Source organism: Streptomyces sp. Ru72 (assembly GCF_002920635.1).
GTDB lineage: Bacteria > Actinomycetota > Actinomycetes > Streptomycetales > Streptomycetaceae > Streptomyces.
The window spans coordinates 1-23,457 of record NZ_PQSR01000123.1; the positions used below are offsets into that span (position 1 = coordinate 1).

Consider the following 23,457-nt stretch of genomic DNA (forward strand, 5'->3'; position numbering starts at 1 on the left):
GAGGCGCACACAGAACTTCCCGAGGAGCTGGTCCCGCGCGACACCGAGCACGCCCAGGCCCTGCTGCGCACCGCGACCGCCGAACTCGCCTCCCGTACCGAGTCCCTGACCCGGGCCCGTGACGCCCATGCCGAACTCCTGGGGGCCCATCGGGCCGCCGAGGACGCCGCGAGCGGCTTCGACGAGATCGCCGCGATGCTGCGAGACCTGCTGCGCGAGCACGCCTCGGAGGAGGAACACGAAGAGCCGGAGCCCTACCCGGGCACCCTGGACGAGGCCCGGAAGGCCGCCGCCGAGGCCCGCCGCTCCCTGCGGGGCTGCGCCGCCGACCTGTCCGCCGCCGAGGCCGCCGTACGCGAGGCGAGCGACGTACTTGTCCGGCACGCCAACTCCACGCGGTACGAGCAGGTCCGCACACCCGCCCGCCAGCAGATCCGCGAACTGCCGGCATCCGCGCTGCCGGAGCACGCGCAGCGCTGGGCGGAGGCCTTCGCGCCCCGACTCCGGGTCCTGACGGACGAGTTGGCACAACTGGAACGCAACCGGGACTCCATCGTGGACCGGTTGCGCGGCCTCGTGGAGTCAGCGCTGGCGACCCTGCGCTCTGCCCAGCGCCTGTCCCGGCTGCCCGAGGGGCTCGGCGAGTGGTCGGGGCAGGAGTTCCTGCGGATCCGCTTCGAGGAGCCCGACCAGGCCACGCTCATCGAACGGCTGGGCGAGGTCATCGACGAGGCGACCCGCGCGGCCGTGAAGAAGAACTCCGACCTGCGCCGCGACGGCATGTCCCTGCTCCTGCGCGGCGTCAGCGCGGCGTTGCAGCCCAAGGGCGTCGCCGTCGAGATCCTCAAGCCGGACGCCGTGCTGCGCGCCGAGCGCGTGCCGGTCGGGCAGATGGGAGACGTCTTCTCGGGCGGCCAGCTGCTCACCGCCGCCATCGCGCTGTACTGCACGATGGCCGCCCTGCGCTCGAACGACCGGGGCCGCGACAAGCACCGCCACGCGGGCACGCTGTTCCTGGACAACCCCATCGGACGGGCCAACGCGACGTACCTGCTGGAGCTGCAGCGGGCCGTCTCGGACGCGCTCGGGGTACAACTCCTCTACACCACCGGCCTGTTCGACACGACCGCTCTCGCCGAGTTCCCGCTGGTCATCCGGCTGCGCAACGACGCCGACCTGCGGGCGGGCCTGAAGTACATCCGGGTGGAGGAACACCTTCGGCCGGGACTGCCGCAGCAGCCCCAGGCCGGGGAGGCGGTGCACAGCGAGATCACGGCGACCCGGATGTTCAAACGGCCCGCGTGACTGCCCGCGTGACCGGTGGGCGGGCCCGGTCGCGGCCCGCCCACCGCGCGCCCCGCCGGCGTGTGCCGCCCCCCGGGCACGAGGGGCCCTCGCCCCGTCACGGATGCGACAACTGCCCGGCCCCGCCCCGTCGGCGTATGCGCTCCTGGGCCCGCTCCGCCGACCGAGCCCGGCGGCGCGCCGCTCGGCGTTCACGGCGCAGGGCGCGGGCCGTGCTGGCCGGGGTCGACACCACTCCATAGCGCTGGTTCCACACCTGGCGTGTCACCCAGACGTCCAGCGCGCCCCACGTCGCCACCACGGCGCTCGCCACGCTGCTGAGCACCATGGGGAAGGCCAGCCAGGAGTCGGCCAGTGTGCACAGCACGGCGATCACCGCCTGGATCAGCGTCACGGCGATGATGAGCACCGCTCGAACTGCCGCCGTCCGCACGGGATCCGGCAGCCGCCGCCGACGCGCGGGTTCCTCCACCCACAACGGCCGGTAGGACGGCGCATCCCGCTGCTCCACGCCCGCCGCAGTGTCGCGATCCGGTCCCTGTGGGCCCCCGCGCGCCGCTGTGCGCGCCGCGGCGCCCGTCCCGGATGTCCCGCGCCGCTCCGCCGTGTCCATCAACCCGTCACTCCCCACCGCCCGCAGACCACTCGTCCCGGTGTCACCCGACACCGACTCCCCAGTGGCTGCCCGGCTTGCGCTGTTTTACGCCGCCCGAGTGCGGCATGCGGCGCCTGTGGCCGATTCCGCCCCCAATTCCCATACAGGAAGACGATCGTCGTTCCGCGAAGATTCCCAGCGAACGAAAAATTTCGGCCAAGGAGCCCCCAATTCCCGGCCGGATGCCCCACCGCGCCGCGTGCCGGTCGTGGGGAGGCGATGTGCCGTAATGGCAGGACAACTAGCCATCTGCTGCCGGTCTTTCGTGGGCGGCGCGCCCGCTCGCTCCTTCGAGATACCCGTGTGTCGGTAGTAGGCTCACGCCGTTTGTTGACGCACATGTGTACCCCCGGGACGGAGGGGGTCCGAGCTGGGGGAGGCCATGCGCTTTCGCGGGAAGTCCATCCGCCGGAAGATCGTGGCGCTCCTTCTCGTGCCGCTGCTGTCCCTGACCGCGATATGGGCCTTCGCCACGGTCCTCACCGGCCGTGAGGCCCAATCGCTGTTCAACGTGTCCCACATCGTCGAAGAGGTCGGCTACCCCACCGAGGACACCGTCCGCGTCCTGCAGCAGGAGCGCCGCCAGACCCTCGTGTATCTCGCCGACCCGCGTGCCTCCGACTCCCTCGCCGCGCTCCGCCGCAGCCGCGCCGCCACCGACGAGATGGTGGCCAAGCTCCGTCGCAACAGCAAGGACGAGGACCTGCAGGAGGACATGGGGCAGGGGACCGCCGAGCGTCTCACCTCCATCCTGGACGCCCTGGACGGTATGACGTCGCTGCGCCGCAGTGTCGAAGACGGCACCGTCAACCGCTCCCAGGCCCTCGACCTCTACAACCGTCTCGTCGACCCCTGTTTCGCGCTGCTGGCCAACCTCCACCTCCTCGACAACGTGGAGATGGACAAACAGGGCCGCGCTCTGGTCAACGTCTTCCGCGCCCGCGAACTGCTCTCCCGTGAGGACGCCCTCCTCGGTTCCGCACTCGTCGCAGGCCGGCTCACCAGCGACGACATCCACGACGTCTCCGTCCTCGTCACCCAGCGCTCCGTGATGTACGACGTCAGCCTGCCGCTGCTGCCGGTCTCGGAGAGCCAACGCTTCCAGCGCTACTGGAAGAACGCCGACACCGCGCCGCTGCGCGTGGCCGAACAGGCCGTCGTCGACGCCGCTCCCGGCAGCCCGCACGGCGTCACCGCCAAGAGCTGGGACGGGGCCGCCGGCCAAGTCCTGGACCGCCTGGACCGGATGAGCACGCAGGCCGACGACCGCTACCAGGACCGCGTCCGCCCCCTCGCCGTCAACGTCGTCATCAAAGCGGCCATCCCCGGCGTCCTCGGCCTCATCGCCCTGCTGGTCTCCCTGATCATGTCCGTCCGGATCGGCCGCGCCCTCATCCGCGACCTGCGCCGGCTGCGCCTGGAGGCCCACGAGGCGTCCGGGGTGCGGCTGCCCAGCGTCATGCGCCGCCTCTCGGCGGGCGAACAGGTCGACATCGAGACCGAGGTGCCCCGCCTGGAGTACGACAAGAACGAGATCGGCGAGGTCGGCCAGGCCCTGAACACCCTGCAGCGCGCCGCCGTCGAGGCCGCCGTCAGGCAGGCCGAGCTGCGCGCCGGTGTCTCCGAGGTCTTCGTCAACCTCGCCCGCCGCAGCCAGGTCCTGCTGCACAAGCAGCTCACCCTGCTCGACGCCATGGAGCGCAGGACGGACGACACCGAGGAACTCGCCGACCTGTTCCGCCTCGACCACCTCACCACGCGCATGCGCCGCCACGCCGAGGGTCTCGTCATCCTCTCCGGCGCCGCCCCCTCCCGCCAGTGGCGCAAGCCCATCCAGCTCATGGACGTGGTCCGCGCCGCTGTCGCCGAGGTCGAGGACTACGAACGCATCGAGGTGCGCCGGCTGCCCCGCGTCGCCGTCACCGGACCCGCCGTCGCCGACCTCACCCACCTGGTGGCCGAGCTTCTGGAGAACGCCACGGTGTTCTCGCCGCCGCACACCGCCGTGCAGGTCGTCGGCGAGCGCGTAGCCAACGGCTTCACCCTGGAGATCCACGACCGCGGTCTCGGCATGACCGCAGAGGCGCTCATGGACGCCAACCTGCGGCTGGCCGAAACCCCGGAATTCGAACTCTCCGACACCGACCGGCTCGGCCTCTTCGTGGTCAGCCGGCTGGCCCGGCGGCAGAGCGTCCGCGTCTCCCTCCAGCCGTCCCCGTACGGGGGCACCACGGCCGTCGTCTTCATACCCGACACACTCCTCACCGACGACGTCCCGGACACCAACGGCATCGGCTTCCGACTCGACCGCGCCCTGCCCGACACGGCGTCCGGCACCCGCAAGGACCGCGCCTCGGCCCTGCCCCACGCCCCCGTCAGACTCCCGGGCGTCCCCGCGTCGATCCTGGACGGTCCCATCGAGCTCGAAGCCCCCATCGACCTGGACGCGCTCGACGACTTCGCGGGCGCCCTCGACGAGCAGGACGACGAACCTGGCGTCGTCGGGCCCCGCCGTTCCCTCGCGGACACCCCGGGCGAGCAGCACCAGCAGGTCCGCGACACACGGCGCGAGGCGGCCCGCCCCGGCGACACAGACCACCCGGGGGCCCCCGTCCCGTTGCCGCGTCGGCGCGCCCCCAAGCTGGTCAGCTCCCACGGCCGCCCGGTCGCCGGACAGGGACCGCGGCGATCCGCGGCCGACGAGGAGCAGAGCCCGCCCGACCGGGGCATCAGGGGGCTCCAGGAAGACCGCCGGCCGTCCGGCCGCTCCGGGGAACCCAAGGCCGGCGCCGCGCGTTCGTCCGATGATCGCGCCGAAGTGCCTGCCCTGCCCCAGCGGCGCCGCACCCGGCCCCCGTCCGGCCCGGACGGGACCATGGCCAACCGGGACGCGGCGGCGGGAGGGGCGGACGCGGTGGCAGGCCCGCTGCCCCGCCGGGTCCGGCAGGCCAGCCTCGCCCCGCAGTTGAGGGACGGGCCCGGAAGGAGCGCCGAACGCGAGCAGTCGGGCACCGCCGACCGGGCGGGGCGCGCCGAGCGCGACGCCGACGAGGTTCGCAGCCGTTTCGCCTCGCTCCAGCGGGGCTGGCAGCGCGGTCGCGAGGAGAACGCCGCGGGCGACGAGGCCCAGGACGGCTCAGCACGAGGAACGACAAAGGGGGACGGTCGATGACCGCACCGAAGGCCGCAGGGCCCACCGCGACCAACAAGGCGTCGGGGGAGCTGAACTGGCTCCTCGACGACCTGGTGGAGCGCGTCGCCAGCATCCGCAAGGCGCTCGTGCTCTCCAGCGACGGTCTGCCGACAGGGGTCTCCAACGAGCTGAGCCGGGAGGACAGCGAACACCTGGCCGCGGTCGCCTCCGGATTCCACAGCCTTGCCAAGGGCGTCGGCCTCCACTTCGACGCCGGCGGAGTCCGCCAGACCATCGTCGAGCTGGACGAGGCCTTCCTGTTCGTCACCGCCGCCGGCGACGGCAGCTGCCTCGCCGTCCTGTCGGACGCCGACTCCGACGTCGGGCAGGTGGCCTACGAGATGACCCTTCTCGTCAAACGGGTCGGTACACATCTGGGGTCCGCTCCGCGCACCGATCTGCCCTCGGGCGGGTAGTGGGACGGCATGAGCCGAGACGGTCAGGGAAGCAGCCACTGGTTCGACGACGAGGCCGGACCGGTCGTCCGTCCGTACGCCATGACGCGCGGCCGCACCAGCCATGAGGTGCAGCACCGCCTCGACCTGATCGCGGTGGTCGTCACCGAGCCGCACGTGAACGATCCCGAGAGGGACCCGTCGCTGTCCCCGGAGCACGTGGACATCGTCGAACGGTGCCGTGACACTCCCCAGTCGGTCGCCGAGCTCGCCGCCGAGCTCGATCTGCCCGTCGGCGTGGTACGGGTGCTCGTCGGGGACCTGGTGGACGAGGAACTGGTCCACGTGACCCGTCCCGTACCGCCCGCCGAGCTGGTGGACGAGAGCATCCTGCGCAATGTGATCAACGGCCTGCGGGCCTTGTGAGCCGGGGGCGCCGCCCGCTCCGGCCGAGTGTGCGGACACCCGCGCGGGCGGCGCCGACGTGACCTCCCGCGCGGGCGGCGCCGCGACCCCCGTCCCGATATGATCCAAGTGATCGTCGGCGACCCCCCGCAGCGTGCCGATCACCGATCTGCGGGCAGGGTTCCGAGCAGTGCGATCGGAGAGACGGACGTGACCACGGGCTGGCAGTTCTGGGTCGACCGCGGCGGTACCTTCACCGACGTCGTCGCGCGCCGCCCGGACGGCCGGCTGCTCACCCACAAGCTGCTGTCCGACCACCCCCACCGGTACGCGGACGCGGCCGTCGCGGGCGTACGCGCACTCCTCGAGGACGGCGGCCCCGTCGACGCCGTCCGCATGGGCACCACCGTCGCCACGAACGCCCTGCTGGAACGCAAGGGCGAACGCACCCTCCTCGTCATCACCCGGGGCTTCCGCGACGCCCTGCGCATCGCCTACCAGAACCGCCCCCACATCTTCGCCCGCGCGATCGAGTTGCCCGAGCTGCTGTACGAGCGGGTCGTCGAGGTCGACGAGCGCATCACCGCCGACGGCACCGTCCTGCGCGCCCCCGACCTGGAAGCCCTCGCCGGACCGCTGCGGGAGGCGTACGGCGACGGGGTCCGGGCGATCGCCGTGGTCTGCATGCACAGCCATCTGCACCCCGCCCACGAGCAGGCCATCGGCGAGCTGGCCGCGCGCACCGGGTTCCCGCAGATCTCGCTGTCCAGTGAGGTCAGTCCCCTGATGAAACTGGTGCCGCGCGGTGACACAACCGTCGTCGACGCCTACCTCTCGCCCGTCCTGCGCCGCTACGTCCAGCACGTCGCCGACGAACTGCGGGGCGTACGGCTGATGTGCATGCAGTCCAACGGCGGCCTGGCGGAGGCCGGACAGTTCCGCGGCAAGGACGCCGTCCTGTCCGGGCCCGCGGGCGGCATCGTCGGCATGGCCCGCATGTCGCAGCTCGCCGGCTTCGACCGAGTCATCGGCTTCGACATGGGCGGCACCTCGACGGACGTCTCGCACTTCGCCGGCGAGTACGAACGGGTCTTCACCACGAGGATCGCCGGAGTGCGGCTGCGGGCCCCCATGCTCGACATCCACACGGTCGCGGCGGGCGGCGGCTCGATCCTCCACTTCGACGGCTCGCGCTACCGCGTAGGGCCGGACTCGGCGGGCGCGGACCCGGGACCCGTCTGCTACCGCGGCGGCGGCCCGCTGACCGTCACCGACGCCAACGTGATGCTCGGCCGCATCCAGCCCGCACACTTCCCGCGCGTGTTCGGCCCGGACGGCGACCAGCCCCTGGACGACGCGCTCGTGCGCGAGCGCTTCGCCGCCCTCGCCCACGACATCCGCGAGCGGACCGGGGACGACCGCACTCCCGAGCAGGTCGCCGAGGGCTACCTGCAGATCGCCGTCGCCAACATCGCGGTCGCCGTCAAGCGGATCTCGGTGCAGAAGGGCCACGACGTCACTCGCTACGCGCTCACCACCTTCGGCGGGGCCGGCGGCCAGCACGCGTGCCTGGTCGCCGACTCCCTGGGTATCCGCACCGTCCTCGTACCGCCCATGGCGGGAGTGCTCTCCGCGCTCGGCATCGGGCTCGCAGACACCACCGCCATGCGCGAACAGTCCGTCGAGGCACCCCTGGAGGCCGCCTCGATGCCCGGTGTCCTGAAGACCGCCGACGACCTCGAGAGCACCACACGCGCCGAACTCCTCGCCGAGGACGTGCCCGAGGAGCACATCCGGGTCACCCGCCGAGCCCAGCTGCGCTACGACGGCACCGACACCGCGCTCACCGTCGAGCTGACCGGACCCGACAGGATGCGGCATGCCTTCGAAGCACGTCATCGCGCCACATACTCCTTCACGCTCGACCGCCCGATCGTCGTCGAAGCGCTCTCCGTGGAAGCCACCGGCGTCACCGAACCCCCCGATCTCTCCGCCCTCGCCCCGTACGAGGGCCACCGCGCCGCGCCCGAGACCGTCCGCCTCCACACGGGCGGCGCCTGGCGCGACGTGCCTCTCCACCGCCGGGAGCAACTGCCTTCCGGCGAAGCCGTCACCGGCCCGGCGATCATCACCGAGGCCAGTGCGACGACCGTCGTCGACGACGGTTGGCGTGCCGTGGCCCGAGACGACGGGCATCTGGTCGTGGAACGCATGGCGATTACGGAGAGTTCCCGGCCGGACACAGAAGTCGATCCCGTCCTGCTCGAGGTCTTCAACAGCCTGTTCATGTCGATCGCCGAACAGATGGGCGCCCGCCTCGAGTCCACCGCTCAGTCCGTCAACATCAAGGAACGGCTGGACTTCTCCTGCGCCCTCTTCGACCACGAGGGCAACCTGGTCGCCAACGCCCCGCACATCCCCGTGCACCTGGGCTCGATGGGCACCAGCGTCAAGGAGGTCATCCGGCGGCGCGGCGAGAGCATGCGCCCGGGCGACACCTACGCCGTCAACGATCCCTACCACGGCGGAACCCACCTGCCCGACATCACCGTCATCACGCCCGTCTTCGACACGGACGGTGGCCGGATCCTCTTCCACGTCGCCTCCCGCGGCCACCACGCCGAGATCGGCGGCATCGCGCCCGGCTCCATGCCCGCGCACAGCCGCACCATCGAGGAGGAAGGCGTCCTCTTCGACAACTGGCTGCTCGCCGAGGGCGGCCGCTTCCGCGAGGAGGAGACCCTCCGTCTGCTGACCGGGGCGCGCCACCCGTCGCGCAACCCGAAGACCAACCTCGCCGACCTGCGTGCCCAGATCGCCGCCAACCGCAAAGGGGTCGACGAAGTCGGCCGCATGATCGAGGACTTCGGGCTCGACGTGGTGCAGGCGTACATGAAGCACGTCCAGGACAACGCCGAGGAGGCCGTGCGCCGCGTGATCGACGCCCTGGACGACGGCGAGTACGCCTACGAAACCGACTCCGGCGCCGTCATCCGCGTCCGGGTCCGCGTGGACCGTGAGAACCGCTGCGCGGCCATCGACTTCACCGGCACGTCCGCGCAGCTCCCGACCAACTTCAACGCGCCCTTGTCGGTGGTGAATGCCGCCGTCCTGTACGTCTTCCGGACTCTGATCGCCGACGACATCCCCCTCAACGACGGCTGTCTGCGACCCCTCGACATCATCGTCCCGCCCGGCTGCCTGCTGGCCCCCCAGTACCCGGCCGCCGTCGTCGCCGGGAACGTCGAGACCTCCCAGGCCATCACCGGTGCCCTGTACGCCGCCCTTGGAGTGCAGGCCGAGGGCTCCGGCACCATGAACAACGTCTCCTTCGGCAACGACCGGTACCAGTACTACGAGACGGTGGCTTCCGGATCCGGCGCCGGGGACGGCTTCCCGGGCGCGTCCGTGGTGCAGACCCACATGACCAACTCGCGCCTGACCGACCCGGAGGTCCTCGAGTGGCGACTGCCGGTCCTGCTCGAGGAGTTCGCCGTGCGCCGCGGCAGCGGCGGCGCCGGACGGTGGCGCGGCGGGGACGGTGCCGTGCGGCGCATCCGCTTCCGGGAGTCCATGACCGTCTCCACGCTCTCCCAGCACCGCAGGATCCCGCCCTACGGCATGGCGGGCGGCAGGCCCGGAACACTCGGCGCCAACCGGGTGGAGCGCGCTGACGGGACCGTGGTGCGCCTCGCGGGCAGTGATGCGGCAGACGTAGGCCCGGGCGACGTACTCGTCATCGAAACCCCGGGCGGCGGAGGATACGGACCGCCGCCGTCCGATACTCGTCGAGCAGGAGAAGAGAACGATGATCTTCGGGCGCAGTGAGCGCGGCAAGCCTCCGGTCGGGCCCGTCACGCTCAAGATCCTCGTGGCCGGCGGTTTCGGCGTGGGCAAGACGACCCTCGTCGGCGCGGTCAGCGAGATCAGGCCGCTGCGCACCGAGGAGGTGCTCACGGAGGCGGGCCGCCCGGTGGACGACACCCGTGGTGTGGAGGGCAAGCACACCACCACCGTCGCCATGGACTTCGGCCGCATCACCCTCCGCGAGGACCTGGTGCTCTACCTGTTCGGGACGCCCGGCCAGGACCGCTTCTGGTTCCTCTGGGACGAACTGGCCACCGGTGCCCTGGGCGCCGTCGTCCTCGCCGACACCCGCCGCCTGGAGGACTGCTTCCCCGCGGTCGACTACTTCGAGCGCCGCTCCATCCCGTTCGTCATCGGCGTCAACTGTTTCGACGGCGCGGTCCGCCACCCCGCCGAGGCCGTACGGCAGGCCCTCGACCTGGACGACGACGTACCGGTGGTGCTCTGTGACGCCCGCGAGCGGGAGTCCGTCAAGGAGGTGCTGATCGAGGTCGTCCGGCACGCCGGGACGCACACGGCCGGCCGCCGCGCGAGCGCTGCCACCTGATCCGCGGACACCCAGGGGCGGCCCGTACCCCCGCCGACCGGGTACGAGCCGCTGCAGCGCACGCGCGCGTGGCTCAAGGGCGACGCACGCGCGCGTGGAACAGTGCGCGACGCACGCGCGTGATGACGTGCGGGTCAGTCCGCCTCGTCCTCCTGCCAGCCGAAGCTCTTCTCCACGGCCTTGCGCCAGTTGCGGTACTCCCGGTCGCGGACCGATGCCTCCATGGCGGGTGTCCACTCGACGTCCCTCTGCCAGTGGGACTTCAGCTCGTCGAGGTCGTTCCAGACCCCGGTCGCGAGGCCGGCCGCGTACGCGGCGCCCAGGCAGGTCGTCTCGGAGACCTTCGGCCGGATGACCGGCACGCCGAGCACGTCTGCCTGGTGCTGCATCAGCAGGTTGTTCTTCGTCATGCCGCCGTCGACCTTGAGGGTGGTGATCGGCACCCCGGAGTCCTGGTACATGGCGTCCACGACCTCACGCGTCTGCCAGCTCGTCGCCTCCAGCACCGCCCGAGCCAGATGGGCCTTGGTGACGTAGCGGGTGAGCCCGGTGACCACCCCCCGCGCGTCGGAGCGCCAGTAGGGGGCGAACAGGCCGGAGAAGGCGGGCACGATGTACGCCCCGCCGTTGTCGTCGACGCTCGCCGCCAGCGTCTCGATCTCGTCCGCGGTGCGGATGATGCCGAGCTGGTCGCGGAACCACTGCACCAGCGCACCGGTGATCGCGATCGACCCCTCCAGGCAGTAGACCGGCGCTTCGTCACCGATCTTGTACCCCATGGTCGTCAGCAGCCCGTTCTTCGACGGCACCGGCCGGGTGCCGGTGTTGAGCAGCAGGAAGCTGCCCGTGCCGTAGGTGTTCTTCGCCGTCCCCACGTCGTAGCAGGCCTGCCCGAAAACCGCCGCCTGCTGGTCGCCCAGCGCGGAGGCGACGGGGACGCCCGCGAGTTGGCCGACAGCGGTCCCGTAGACCTCGGAGGAGGACCTGATCTCCGGAAGGATCGCCTCCGGGATGTTCATGGCGGACAGGATGGAGGGATCCCACTGGAGCGTCTGGAGGTTCATCAGCATCGTGCGCCCTGCGTTGGTGACATCGGTGACGTGCCGTCCGCCGTCCGTGCCACCGGTCAGGTTCCAGATCAGCCAGGAGTCGATCGTGCCGAAGGCGATCTCGCCGCGCTCGGCTCGCGCCCTGAGCCCGGGCACGTTGTCCAGCAGCCAGGCCGCCTTGGGCCCGGAGAAGTAGCTCGCGAGCGGTAGCCCGGTCTGCTCGCGGAAACGGTCCTGCCCGTCGGGGCCTCCGAGTTCGTTGCACAGCGCGGCAGTCCGGGTGTCCTGCCAGACGATCGCGTTGTGGACGGGCTTGCCGGTGGCGCGGTCCCACAGGACCGTGGTCTCGCGCTGGTTGGTGATGCCGAGCGCTGCCATCTGGTCGGCACGCAGCCCGGCCTTGGCGATCGCGCCCGCGACCACCGCCTGCACCTTGGACCAGATCTCCGTGGCGTCGTGCTCCACCCAGCCCGGTTTGGGGAAGATCTGGCGGTGTTCGCGCTGGTCCACGGCGACGATCCCGCCGCTGTGGTCGAAGACGATGCAGCGGCTGGATGTGGTGCCCTGGTCGATAGCGGCGACGTACTCGCGGTCGTGGTCCGTCATCACGTCCCCTTCGTCAAAGGGTCAGAAGGCTGCTTTGTACACAAGGGCCGACAGGACACCGCCGATCAGCGGTCCTACCACCGGGACCCAGGCGTAGCCCCAGTCCGATCCGCCCTTGTTGGGGATCGGCAGCAGGGCGTGGGTGATGCGCGGCCCGAGGTCCCGGGCGGGATTGATCGCGTATCCGGTGGGGCCGCCGAGTGAGAGGCCGATGCCGACGACGAGCAGGGAGACGAGCAGGATGCCGATGCCCGAGCCGTACGCCGTCGTGCCGGGGATGATGCCGATGCCGGTGCCGAGGTTCTTGCCGAAGAACAGGATGGGCAGCACCAGACCCACCGTCGCGATGATCTCGGTGACCAGGTTCGCGACCGGATTGCGGATCTCCGGTGCGGTGGAGAAGATCCCGAGCGTGGGCTGGGCCCTGTCCTCCTCGGCGTTCGCCTGGAACTGCGCGAAGTAGACGAGCCAGGTCAGCACGGCGCCGAGGATCGCGCCCGCCATCTGGCCCAGCAGGTAGTACGGGACGTCTTCCCACTTGGTGATGCCGGCGACGGCGAGTCCGACGGTCACCGCCGGGTTGAGGTGTCCGCCGGACTTGGGGGCGGCGGTGTAGGCGCCCGCGAGGACGCCGAAGCCCCAGCCGAAGGCGATGACGACCCAGCCCGCGCCTCTCGCCTTGGAGTAGTGCAGGGTGACGGCGGCGCAGACTCCCGCGCCGAACAGGATGAGTATGGCCGTGCCGATCAACTCGCCGACGAAGATGCTTGCATGCGTCATGGCGGCTCCTAGGCCCTCGCCCGGGGTCCGTCCGGCCCCGTGTCGGTCCTCCGTGCAGGAGTGCGTTTCCCTTGGCGACTTCAGCCGAAGGCAGGGGGGATCCCGAACCCCGCCCGGCGTCCGCGACGAGCGTGCCTGTGCAGCGGAACCGCCCGTGGGGGACAACCCGTTGGTGCCGGTGTGGGCTCGGGTCGCTTGACCCGAATACAGCCCGAATGCGGCGATGCCGACTGACATCCGGAAGTTTTCTCCCGCACCCACGGAGCGTCAAGGCAGGCGACGTAAACGGTGGGTGGGCATCCGCAGGATCGGGGGAGAGCAGGCGGGATCCGGCGTGGTGTCAGAAGGTGCCAGGGATGCCCGACCTGGCCGCGGCCGGGAGCGAGTCGCGGCGGATCTCGTGGCCATCAAGGCGCGCCCGGGTGTCGCCGGGTCACCGCACCGCGATCACCGCGGACCCGAGTCCGAACAGCCCCTGGTTCGCGGTGATACCGATCCGCGCCCCCGCCACCTGGCGGTCGCCCGCCTCACCCCGCAACTGCCAGGTGAGCTCGCAGACTTGAGCGATCGCCTGCGCCGGGACGGCCTCACCGAACGACGCCAGTTCCGCCGCTCACGTTGACGGGTATGCGCCCGCCGAGCTCCGTGGCGCCCTCTCTCAGCAGCTTGGCCCCCTCGCCCTGCGCGCACAGCCCCAGGTCCTCGTACCACTGCAGTTCCAGGGCGGTGGACAGGTCGTAGACCTCGGCGAGGGAGAGGTCCTCGGGCCCGATCCCCGCTTCCTCGTAGGCGGCCCGGGCGATCGACGCGCGGAACGTCTCGGAAGTCGGCTCGACCGCCACAGCCGAGTCCGTGGCGATGTCGGGCAGGTCCAGCACCGTATGGGGATAGCGAGGCGTCACCGTGGACACCGCCCGGATCCGCACCGGACGCCTCGCTCCGTGCCGGTGCGCGAAATCCATGCTCGACAGAACGAGCGCCGCCCCGCCGTCCGAGGCCGCGCAGATGTCGAGGAGCCGCAGCGGGTCGGCCACCACCGCGGATGCGGCGACCTCGTCGGCGGTGACCCGCTTGCGGTACCGGGCGTTGGGATTGAGTGCTCCCATGGCCCCGTTCTTCACCTTGACCCGGGCGAAGTCTTCCACCGTGTCGCCGTGGACGGCCATCCGGCGGCGGGCGTACAGAGAGTACGCCGGGTTGGTCGCCCCGAGGATCCGGAACCGCAGCCAGTCCGGGTCGTCGGGCCGGTCACCGCCCGCGGGGCGGAAGAACCCCTTGGGGGCCGATTCGGCGCCGACCACCAGGACCACGTCCGCGAGCCCCGAAAGGATCTGGGCGCGTGCGGTGCTGACCGCCTGCGCCCCCGAGGCACACGCCGCGTACACACTCGTCACCCGTGCCCCCTGCCAGCCGAGCGCCTTGGCGAACGTCGCCCGCGCCACGTAACCGGGATAACCGCCCCGCACGGTGTCCGCGCCCACGATCGAGCCGACGTCCCGCCAGTCGACCCCTGCGTCGGTGAGTGCCGCCCGCGCGGCCACCGTCCCGTACGCGACGAAGCTGCATCCCCCTTTGCCCCACGGGTGCATGCCTGCGCCGAGCACCGCCACGTCGTCCGTCATCCCATCACCCCCGTCGGCCGCCAGTGCCATGTCGTCCAGGTCGTCTGCGCGTCCTCGTGCAGCACACCGGGGACGACATCCGCCTCCATGCCCACCGCCAGGTCGGCGACGGCGACCCCCGGAACCGCCTGCCCGAGCACCACGATCCGCTCTGCTTCCAGTTCCACCGCGATCAACGCGTAGGGCCTCCATGGAAGTTCCGGATTCGTCACATAGGGTGATGGGGGTCGGTAACGAGTGTCGGTATACGACCAGATTCGCCCCGTTTGGAAAGTGACAATTCGATGAGGCCGCCGCCCCGGCAGCCGGGGTTGCGGCAGAAGGCGTCCTCACGCGGAAAGAACACCGACCGGCAGGCGGAGCACCTTGTGCCGACAAGGCGGAAGCCTTCTCCCTCGCCCGTGAACCATCCGGCCACCACGAGGGTGCGGACGCGCGACATGGCCCCTCCCGAGCACAGACCTGACGGGACGTCAGGAGTCTGCCACGTGCTGCGGGAAATCGGCAGACGCGCCGCAGAACGGCACAGGCGTCCTTCCCTCGCCGGAGCTCGACTGATAAATGCAGGGACATGACACGTCTCTCGGTCGTCGTACGAAGCCTGGTCACCGTGCTCGCCGCGCTCCTCGCCGTCGTCTCCGCCTCGGCCACCGCCCCGGCCGCGCCGCAGCCCAAGGCGCCTTCGGACTTCGTGGCGCTGAGATCGGTGGACCCGACGATCCTCGAGGAGATTCGGTACTTCACGCCGCACAACTTCATCGGCGAACGCATCGACGGCTACCGACAGCCCCTGTGCATCCTCACCCGCCCGGCGGCCGAAGCACTCCACCGGGCACAGGTCGAGCTGGTGCGTGAGGGCTACACGCTCAAGGTCTATGACTGCTATCGGCCGCAACGCGCCGTAGACCACTTCGTGCGCTGGGCCAAGGACCTCGACGACCAGAAGATGAAGGGCGAGTTCTATCCGCGGGTCGACAAGAGCCGCCTGTTCGCGGACGGTTACATCGCGGAGAGGTCCGGGCACAGCCGTGGATCCACCATGGACCTGACGATCGTCCGACTGCCCGCCAGGCCGACCCGTCCCTACGTGCCCGGCCGGCCGCTCGTACCGTGCTACGCGCCGGAGGCCGAGCGCTTTCCCGACAACTCTGTCGACATGGGCACGGGCTTCGACTGCTTCGACACACTGGCCCACACGGACGACCCCGGAGTCGTCGGCGAGCAGCGCGCCAACCGGCAGCTCCTGAAGCGCACCCTCGAGGGCCTCGGTTTCGTCAACCTCGCCGAGGAGTGGTGGCACTACACCTTCAAGCCGGAGCCCTACCCGGACACCTACTTCGACTTCCCCGTGTCCATGGAGTCGCTGACGTCCTCCCCTTGAGCCGCCCCCGGCAGACGCCGCACAGATGATCGGATACAGTCCGCCACGTGTCCGAATCCCCGATTCCGTCCGCCGTCGACCTCGTGCCCGACTCCCACTGTTCGAGCTGTGGGGCCCCCTACGGAGAGGGCATCTCCGGCTGGCCCCGTACCTGCGCCGCCTGCGGCACGGTGGCATACCGCAACCCGCTGCCCGTCGCGGTCGCCCTGCAGCCCGTGTACGACACCAAGGGCACGTCCCTCGTGGTCATCACCCGGACCATCCCGCCCGCGCGCGGGGGTATCGCCCTGCCCGGAGGGTTCGTCGACCACCGGGAGGACTGGCGGCACGCCGTCGTCCGGGAGCTCAAGGAGGAGACCGGCATCGGCGCCGCAGCCCGCGATGTGCGGCTCGTCGACGCGATGAGCTCGCCCGACGGCCACCTGCTGCTGTTCGGGCTTCTCCCGGAGCGTCCGGCCGCGGACCTGCCGCCGTCCACCGGCACGGACGAGACGGAGGGCTGGCAGCTCCTGCGCCGCCCCACCGAACTCGCCTTCCCCCTGCACACGCTGGCAGTGCAGGGATGGTTCGAGGGCCGCTACGTGTGAGCCCATGCGGGACGCGCGGCTGAGCCTCGCGCGTCCCGCCCGCGTCACGCGTGGTCCAGGCCCCTCACCCGCACCGGACGTGCGGGATCGCTGCGGCCTTCGTCCGTCTCCCGCCGGACCACCACCCGGCGCCCCTTCCACCGCGTCACATAGCGCTCGATCTCCGGCTCCTCCCAGCCGTCGCCCGAGTCCGGCACCACTGTCCCGCCCCCGGACCGCCCCCGCGCGGGCGCCCAGACCTCCAGCTCCAGGTCCCCGTCCGCACCCCGTACGGGCAGGACGGCGCCCGCACGCGCGAACACCGGAATCCGCCCCAGGGGCGCGTCGACCACCACGTGGCCCGTCCCTTCGTACACCGCCTCGGTCACCGTGTCGTACCAGCTGCCCGGCGGCAGCAGCACCGTCCGCCGGAGCGCGCCGGCCTCCAGCACCGGCGCCACCAGGAGGCTGTCGCCGAGCAGGAAGGCGTCCTCGCAGTCCCTCAGCGCCCTGTCCTCGGGCGCGTCCCACCACAGGGGCCGCACATAGGGCGCACCCGTGCGACGCGCCAGATGCGCCAGGGTGACGAAGTACGGCAGCAGCCGCCGTCGCTCGGCGAGCACCCCGCGCGCGTGCTCCAGCACCTCGTCACCGAACTCCCAGGGCTCCCGTCGCCCGGCGCGGGGACTGGCGTGTGTGCGGAACAGCGGCAAGTAGGAGGCGAGCTGGAACCAGCGCAGATACAGCTCCGGCGACGGACTCCCGTCGAAGCCGCCGACGTCCGGCCCCGAGTACGGCACACCGCACAGACCGAGTCCCATCACCAACGACAGCGAGGCTCGCAGCCCCGGCCAGCCCGTGGCCACGTCCCCGGACCACGTCCCGCCGTAGCGCTGCATGCCGGCCCACCCGGAGCGCGAGAGGAGGAACGGCCGCTGATCGGGGACGAGGCCGCGAAGCCCCTCGTACGCGGCCCGCGCCATCCCCAGGGCGTACACGTTGTGGGCCTCCCGGTGGTCACCGCCACGGCCCTCCAACGCATGCCGGGCCGAGCGCGGCAGGGTGTTCTCCCCGAACGCCGTGAACGACACCGGCTCGTTCATGTCGTGCCAGAACCCCGCGAAGCCCTGAGCGAGGCGCTCCTCATAGAGCCCGCCCCACCACTCACGCACGCGCGCGTGCGTGAAGTCGGGGTAGACGGTCTCACCCGGCCACGCGACCCCTTCCACCGGTCGCCCCGAGGCGTCCCGCACGAACGCGTCCTCAGCTCGCCCGCTGTCGTACACCGGATCGCCCGGCTCGGCCTTGACCGCGGGGTCGACGATCGACACCAGGCGGATCCCGTCCCGGCGCAGATCCTCGGCGAGCACCGGCAGCTTCGGGAAGCGGTCCCGGTCCACCGAGAACACCCGGTGGCCGTCCAGGTGATCGATGTCGAGATGGACGGCATCGAGCGGAAGGTCGTGCTCCGCGTAGCCGGCGACGATCCGGCGCACCTCGTGCTCACTGCCGAAGCCCCACCGCGCGTGATGGTGCCCCAGTGCCCAGGCCGGCGGCACCGCCGGCACCCCGGTCAGCGACGCCCAGACGCGCAGCACGCGCGCGGGGGTGCCCACCATCACCCAGCAGCGCAGCGGCCCGCCGTCCATCCGCACCTCACAGGCTCCCGCCCGGTCGTGCCCGGAGCCCGCCCCCTCCTCACCCTCGCGCAACGTCACCGTGCCGTCCCACGAGGTGTCGTGGAAGACCAGGTGCGTGCCCGCGTCGGCCACCACCATCTGGACCGGCATGGTGATGTACAGGGGGTCGTCGCCGGGCCCGAACGGCCGCCCGGGATCCGTGTTCCACAGGCGATACGTCCCCCCGCGCAGCCGCGGCCCCCCGACCCGCCCCCCGAGGCCGAAGAACCGTGCGTCGGGCGGCACTTCGCCCCGCTGCATCCAGCGCGCGCCGCCACCGCTCACCGGCTCCCACCACCGGGGCGGCAGGTCCCGGCGCAGGGTCACACCACCGGGCGTACACACCTCGATCGCCCCGTACCGCGACACCACGACCGTGACGCGCTCCGCCACGACACGCCAGCCGCCGTCCTTGTCAGGCTCCAGCACCGCCCGCGGATCCGGCTCGGGGCAGCGGCCCGCGAGGGCGTAGGACGGCTCCGCCGCCACCCCGTCCCAGCCCCAGAACACGGCCCCGTTCACGGCGACCATGACCCGAAGCTCGGTGCGCGCGAACCGTACGACACCCCCGCCCGGCCCGGGCTCCACGTCCCGCACGGGCCCGGGCACCCGCGCCCGCTCGGCGCCCCGCCGAGGCAACCCGGTGGCATCGGCACGCTGCCTGCGCCAGGCTGCCCGCACGGTGCGCAGGCCCCCTGCCGCACCGCCCGCACCGACCGCTTTCACCGAACGCACCAGGTCACGACCGTCCATGCTGCTCACCCTGCCACTGACGTCCTCGTACAGGGGTGCCGTTCAACTGCCGTTCACCTGTGTTGTGGGCACAGCTTCGCGATGCCGACTATGTGGGGGACACCCTGGTGCAGAAGTCGATCACATGGCATCGTCCGTGTCAGCCGCGTGACGCGCACACCCCAGCACGTGCGCGGACAACGCACACGACGCGCACAGTCCGGGAGCCGCCCCATGACCTCAGCGAACCCCACGCCTCTCTGGCAGCCCGACGCCGACCGCATCGCCCGGGCACAGATCACCCGGTTCCAGGCCTGGGCGGCCGAACGCCACGGAGCACCCGCCGAGGGCGGCTACCCAGCGCTGCACCGCTGGTCGGTGGACGAGCTGGAGACCTTCTGGAAGGCCGTCACCGAGTGGTTCGACGTACGGTTCTCCACTCCCTACGCGCGCGTGCTCGGCAACCGTTCCATGCCGGGCGCCGAATGGTTCCCCGGGGCGATGCTGAACTACGCCGAACACGCCCTGCGGGCGGCAGACACCCGAGCCGACGACCCCGCCCTGCTGGCCGTCGACGAGACCCACGAGCCCCGCCCGGTCACCTGGTCCGAGCTGCGGCGTCAGGTCGGATCCCTCGCCGCCGAACTGCGCGCCCTCGGCGTACGCCCCGGAGACCGCGTCAGCGGCTACCTGCCCAACATCCCCGAGGCCGTCGTCGCCCTCCTCGCCACGGCCGCCGTCGGCGGCGTGTGGACCTCCTGCGCGCCCGACTTCGGAGCCCGCAGCGTCCTGGACCGCTTCCAGCAGGTCGAACCGGTCGTCCTGATCACGGTCGACGGCTACCGCTACGGCGGAAAGGAGCACGACCGCCGCGAGACCGTCGCCGAACTCCGCCGCGAACTGCCCACCCTGCGTGCCGTCGTCCACATCCCGCTCCTCGGCACCGACGCCCCCGAAGGCGCCCTGGAGTGGTCGGCCCTGACCTCGGCGGACGTCGAGCCCGTCTTCGAGCAGGTGCCCTTCGACCACCCGCTTTGGGTGCTGTACTCCTCGGGCACCACCGGCCTGCCCAAGGCGATCGTCCAGTCCCAGGGCGGCATCCTGATCGAGCACCTCAAGCAGCTCGGCCTGCACTGCGACCTCGGCCCCGAAAGCCGCCTCTTCTGGTACACGTCCACCGGCTGGATGATGTGGAACTTCCTCGTCTCCGGCCTGCTGACGGGCACCACGATCGTCCTGTACGACGGCAGCCCCGGCCACCCCGACACCGGCGCCCAGTGGCGCGTCGCCGAACGCACCGGGGCCACACTCTTCGGCACGTCCGCCGCGTACGTCATGGCCTGCCGCAAGGCGGGCGTGCACCCGGCCCGCGACTACGACCTCACGAGCGTGCAGTGCGTGGCCACCACCGGCTCGCCGCTGCCACCGGACGGCTTCGCCTGGCTGCACGACGAGGTCCGCGACGACCTGTGGATCGCCTCCGTCAGCGGTGGCACCGACGTGTGCTCCTGCTTCGCGGGAGCCGTACCGACTCTTCCCGTCCACATCGGTGAACTCCAGGCGCCCGGTCTCGGCACCGACCTGCAGTCCTGGGACGCCAGCGGCGAGCCCCTCATCGACGAGGTCGGGGAGCTGGTCGTCACCAATCCCATGCCCTCCATGCCGATCCGCTTCTGGAACGACCCCGACGGCAGCCGCTACCACGAGAGCTACTTCGCCATGTATCCGGGAGTGTGGCGCCACGGCGACTGGATCACCGTCACCTCCCGCGGTTCCGTGATCATCCACGGCCGCTCGGACTCCACGCTCAACCGTCAGGGCGTCCGTATGGGGTCGGCCGACATCTACGAAGCCGTCGAACGCCTCCCCGAGATCAGGGAGTCCCTCGTCATCGGCATCGAACAGCCCGACGGCGGCTACTGGATGCCCCTGTTCGTCCACCTGGCCCCCGGGGCCGTCCTGGACGACGCCCTGCTGAACCGCATCAAGCAGACCATCCGCGAACAGCTCTCACCGCGCCACGTCCCCGACGAGATCATCGAAGTCCCGGGCGTCCCGCACACGCTCACGGGCAAGCGCATCGAGGTCCCGGTCAAACGCCTCCTGCAGGGCGCCCCCCTGGAAAAGGCCGTCAACCCGGGCTCCATCGACAACCTCGACCTGCTGCATTTCTACGAGGACCTGGCCCGCAAACGCGCCTGACCCACCCCGCCCGCCGCCACGACAGCCTGCCGGCCGCCGCGACCGGCAGGCCCGTTGTCAGTGCCTCCCGTTACGTTGAGTGAGCACAAATCACTGTACGTAGGGGGACTCATGCCGCACACCGAGCAGCGGACCATGCGACGCGTCCTGCGCCGCGAGATCGCCGGCACCATCGGCCTGTTGACCGACGAACACGACTTCACCGCGATGCGGCGCTACCGCACCTTCACCTTCGACGACCACACGACCTACCTGCAGCAGGTGGAAGCCCTGCTCAGGAGCCTCGCCGCGCAGGGCAGCCACACGACGGTCGCCCTCTTCGACCCGGAGGAGTACGCGCAGTTCTGCTCCCGCAACGGCCTGGAGCCGGACGCCCCGACCAGCCGCACCCGCTTCACCGCGGAACTGGCCGCCACCGGACCTGCCGTCCCGTACGAAGGACAGCCCCTGGCCGAACTCGTCCCCGACCTGATCGACGAGGCAGTACGGCAGGCCACCTGGCAGTACGCGACCGAGGTGCTGGCCCGGCTGGGCGCGTGCGCCTCCTGCGGCGAGGACATCGGGCGCTCGGCCTTCGCGCACGCCTCCCACCTCGTCGCCCGCATCCTCGACACGGCGAGCCCCGGCCACCGCCACCTCGTCTGCAGCGTCTCGGCCGCACCCGAGACACTCGTCGCCGTGCTCCACGCGGACGAGGACCCCGACGGCACGGCCCACCTGGACGAGACCGAGGCACTGGAATTCACCAGCGTCCTCGCCCTCGGCATCGCCACCCACAGCGCAGGCGGCCTCGTCATGCGCACCACAGCGCCCGGCCTCCCCGACCGCGTCTACGGGTGGCGCCTGCGCGGCGAACGGCTGGAACCACTCACCGCCGCAGAGGTCTTCGACGCCTACTGCACCGACATCGAGTCGGGCGACCTGGTCTCACCCGAATCCGGTGTCGACTACTGCACCCCACCCGAGCTCGGAGACGACGGCATCACACCCGGCCACGCCCATTGAACGAGCGAGGGGCGCCCCACCAGAAGGCGGAGCGCCCCTCGCCGCACGACGCCGGAGCGACGACGCGTGCCGACTACTCGCCGGAGAGCACCGTCTGAGCCGCCCTGCGCGCCTCGTCGGCGGTGTCCGCGGCACGCGCGGCAGCCGCGGCACGCTCGCACTGCGCCAGCGTGTACTTCGCCAGCGTCGCCCGGACATAGGGGATCGACGCAGCACCCATGGACAAGGAGGTGACGCCCAGACCGGTCAGCACGCACGCCAGCAGCGGATCCGACGCGGCCTCACCGCAGACACCGCAGCTCTTGCCCTCGGCCTTCGCCGCCTCCGCGGACAGCGCGACCAGGTCGAGCAGTGCCGGCTGCCACGGATCCTGCAGACGCGACACCGCACCCACCTGGCGGTCCGCGGCGAACGTGTACTGCGCGAGGTCGTTGGTCCCCAGCGACAGGAACTCGACCTCCTGCAGGATCGAGCGCGCCCGCAGCGCGGCCGACGGGATCTCCACCATGGCACCGAACTTCGCCCGCAGCCCGGCCTCACGGCAGGCGTCAGCGAACGCCTTGGCGTCGGTGCGGTCGGCGACCATCGGCGCCATGACCTCGAGGTAGACCGGCAGCCCCTCCGCGGCCTTCGCGAGCGCCGTCAGCTGGGTGCGCAGCACCTCCGGGTGGTCGAGCAGCGTCCGCAGGCCGCGCACACCCAGCGCCGGGTTCGGCTCGTCCGCCGGGGTCAGGAAGTCCAGAGGCTTGTCCGCACCGGCGTCCAGCACCCGCACGACGACACGGCCCTCGGGGAACGCCTCGAGGACCTGCCGGTAGGCCACGACCTGCTTCTCCTCGGACGGCGCCTTCTTGTTGTCGTCGAGGAACAGGAACTCGGTGCGGAACAGACCGACACCCTCGGCGCCCGCCTCGACGGCGGCCGGCACGTCCGCCGGACCGCCGATGTTCGCCAGCAGCGGCACCTTGTGACCGTCGGCCGTGGCACCCGGCCCGGTCGAGGCCGCCAGTGCCGCCTTGCGCTCCGCCGCCGCGGCCTCCAGCTGCCCCTTCTTCTCGTCGCTCGGGTTCACGAATATCTCGCCCGTGCTGCCGTCGACGGCGATCATGGTGCCCTCGGCGAGCTCGCCCGCACCCGGCAGCGCCACCACGGCGGGAACGCCGAGCGCCCGCGCCAGGATGGCGCTGTGGCTGGTCGGCCCGCCCTCCTCGGTGACAAAGCCGAGCACCAGGGAAGGATCGAGCAGCGCGGTGTCCGCAGGCGCGAGGTCCCGGGCGACCAGTACGTACGGCTCGTCGCTGTCCGGCACGCCCGGCATGGGCACTCCGAGCAGACGCGCGACGATGCGGTTCCGCACGTCATCGAGGTCGGCCACACGCCCGGCAAGGTACTCCCCGGCGCCCGCCAGCAGCTCCCGGTACGCGGCGAACGCGTCGTACACCGCCCGCTCCGCCGTGCTGCCGACGGC

General features: G+C 71.4%; 14 protein-coding genes and 3 pseudogenes. 10 read left to right on the forward strand and 7 right to left on the reverse strand.

The features are described 5' to 3' along the window. A pseudogene (locus C3488_RS34565) lies at positions 1–1,305 on the forward strand (hypothetical protein); the annotation flags it as partial. A gap of 97 nt (positions 1,306–1,402) precedes the next feature. Here the strand turns inward: C3488_RS34565 and C3488_RS34570 are convergent. After that, positions 1,403–1,918 carry a hypothetical protein gene (locus tag C3488_RS34570; RefSeq protein WP_103844852.1) on the reverse strand — a complete coding sequence of 172 codons (516 nt, stop codon included), beginning with the start codon at positions 1,916–1,918 and terminating at the stop codon, positions 1,403–1,405. A gap of 424 nt (positions 1,919–2,342) precedes the next feature. On the opposite strand from C3488_RS34570, the gene C3488_RS34575 reads away from it, so the two are divergent. The 5 genes from C3488_RS34575 (at position 2,343) to C3488_RS34595 (ending at position 10,367) form a co-directional block, all read left to right on the forward strand. Then, on the forward strand, positions 2,343–5,132 hold the full coding sequence (locus C3488_RS34575) for a nitrate- and nitrite sensing domain-containing protein (RefSeq protein ID WP_103844839.1): 2,790 nt from the start codon (positions 2,343–2,345) through the stop codon (positions 5,130–5,132). Then, positions 5,129–5,569 (forward strand): roadblock/LC7 domain-containing protein, encoded by a 441-nt coding sequence (locus C3488_RS34580; protein ID WP_103844840.1) that lies wholly within the window; start codon positions 5,129–5,131, stop codon positions 5,567–5,569. Before C3488_RS34575 ends, C3488_RS34580 begins: the two co-directional genes overlap by 4 nt. A gap of 9 nt (positions 5,570–5,578) precedes the next feature. Continuing rightward, positions 5,579–5,974, forward strand: coding sequence for a DUF742 domain-containing protein (locus C3488_RS34585; RefSeq protein ID WP_103844841.1), 396 nt, complete (start codon positions 5,579–5,581; stop codon positions 5,972–5,974). 189 nt (positions 5,975–6,163) lie between these two features. Next, positions 6,164–9,781 (forward strand): hydantoinase B/oxoprolinase family protein, encoded by a 3,618-nt coding sequence (locus C3488_RS34590; protein WP_258053839.1) that lies wholly within the window; start codon positions 6,164–6,166, stop codon positions 9,779–9,781. Continuing rightward, entirely contained in the window at positions 9,762–10,367 is a 606-nt protein-coding gene (locus tag C3488_RS34595) for an ATP/GTP-binding protein (protein ID WP_103844843.1), read from the forward strand. Before C3488_RS34590 ends, C3488_RS34595 begins: the two co-directional genes overlap by 20 nt. 134 nt (positions 10,368–10,501) lie before the next feature. Here the strand turns inward: C3488_RS34595 and glpK are convergent, their stop codons facing one another. The 4 genes and pseudogenes from glpK to C3488_RS34615 all read right to left on the reverse strand — a co-directional run bounded on the left by glpK (position 10,502) and on the right by C3488_RS34615 (position 14,845). Continuing rightward, positions 10,502–12,022, reverse strand: coding sequence for a glycerol kinase GlpK (gene glpK / locus C3488_RS34600; RefSeq protein WP_103844844.1), 1,521 nt, complete (start codon positions 12,020–12,022; stop codon positions 10,502–10,504). A gap of 21 nt (positions 12,023–12,043) precedes the next feature. Then, positions 12,044–12,802 (reverse strand): MIP/aquaporin family protein, encoded by a 759-nt coding sequence (locus C3488_RS34605; RefSeq protein ID WP_103844845.1) that lies wholly within the window; start codon positions 12,800–12,802, stop codon positions 12,044–12,046. 433 nt (positions 12,803–13,235) lie between these two features. Further along, positions 13,236–14,424, reverse strand: a pseudogene (locus C3488_RS34610) (lipid-transfer protein). Continuing rightward, positions 14,421–14,845: pseudogene (locus C3488_RS34615) on the reverse strand (Zn-ribbon domain-containing OB-fold protein). The pseudogenes C3488_RS34610 and C3488_RS34615 overlap by 4 nt, the downstream one beginning before the upstream one ends. A gap of 150 nt (positions 14,846–14,995) precedes the next feature. Between C3488_RS34615 and C3488_RS34620 the strand changes: the two are divergent. Both C3488_RS34620 and C3488_RS34625 read left to right on the forward strand, forming a co-directional pair. After that, the gene (locus C3488_RS34620) at positions 14,996–15,805 is read left to right on the forward strand and encodes a M15 family metallopeptidase (RefSeq protein ID WP_103844846.1); all 810 of its coding nucleotides are present in this window, start codon (positions 14,996–14,998) and stop codon (positions 15,803–15,805) included. A 47-nt stretch (positions 15,806–15,852) separates the two neighbouring features. Next, on the forward strand, positions 15,853–16,392 hold the full coding sequence (locus C3488_RS34625) for an NUDIX domain-containing protein (RefSeq protein ID WP_103844847.1): 540 nt from the start codon (positions 15,853–15,855) through the stop codon (positions 16,390–16,392). A gap of 44 nt (positions 16,393–16,436) precedes the next feature. On the opposite strand, the gene C3488_RS34630 is transcribed toward C3488_RS34625, so the two are convergent. Further along, the gene (locus C3488_RS34630; RefSeq protein ID WP_103844848.1) at positions 16,437–18,803 is read right to left on the reverse strand and encodes a glycoside hydrolase family 31 protein; all 2,367 of its coding nucleotides are present in this window, start codon (positions 18,801–18,803) and stop codon (positions 16,437–16,439) included. A 213-nt stretch (positions 18,804–19,016) separates the two neighbouring features. Here C3488_RS34630 and C3488_RS34635 point away from each other — a divergent pair, with 213 nt between their 5' ends. Together C3488_RS34635 and C3488_RS34640 are read left to right on the forward strand one after the other, a co-directional pair. Next, positions 19,017–20,984, forward strand: coding sequence for an acetoacetate--CoA ligase (locus C3488_RS34635; RefSeq protein WP_103844849.1), 1,968 nt, complete (start codon positions 19,017–19,019; stop codon positions 20,982–20,984). Positions 20,985–21,095: 111 nt separating this feature from the next. Next, positions 21,096–21,989, forward strand: a complete 894-nt coding sequence (locus tag C3488_RS34640; protein WP_103844850.1) for a hypothetical protein — start codon at positions 21,096–21,098, stop codon at positions 21,987–21,989. Between the two features lie 73 nt (positions 21,990–22,062). On the opposite strand, the gene ptsP is transcribed toward C3488_RS34640, so the two are convergent. Then, the coding region (ptsP, locus tag C3488_RS34645) for a phosphoenolpyruvate--protein phosphotransferase (protein ID WP_103844851.1) at positions 22,063–23,457 on the reverse strand (1,395 nt) is incomplete at its 5' end.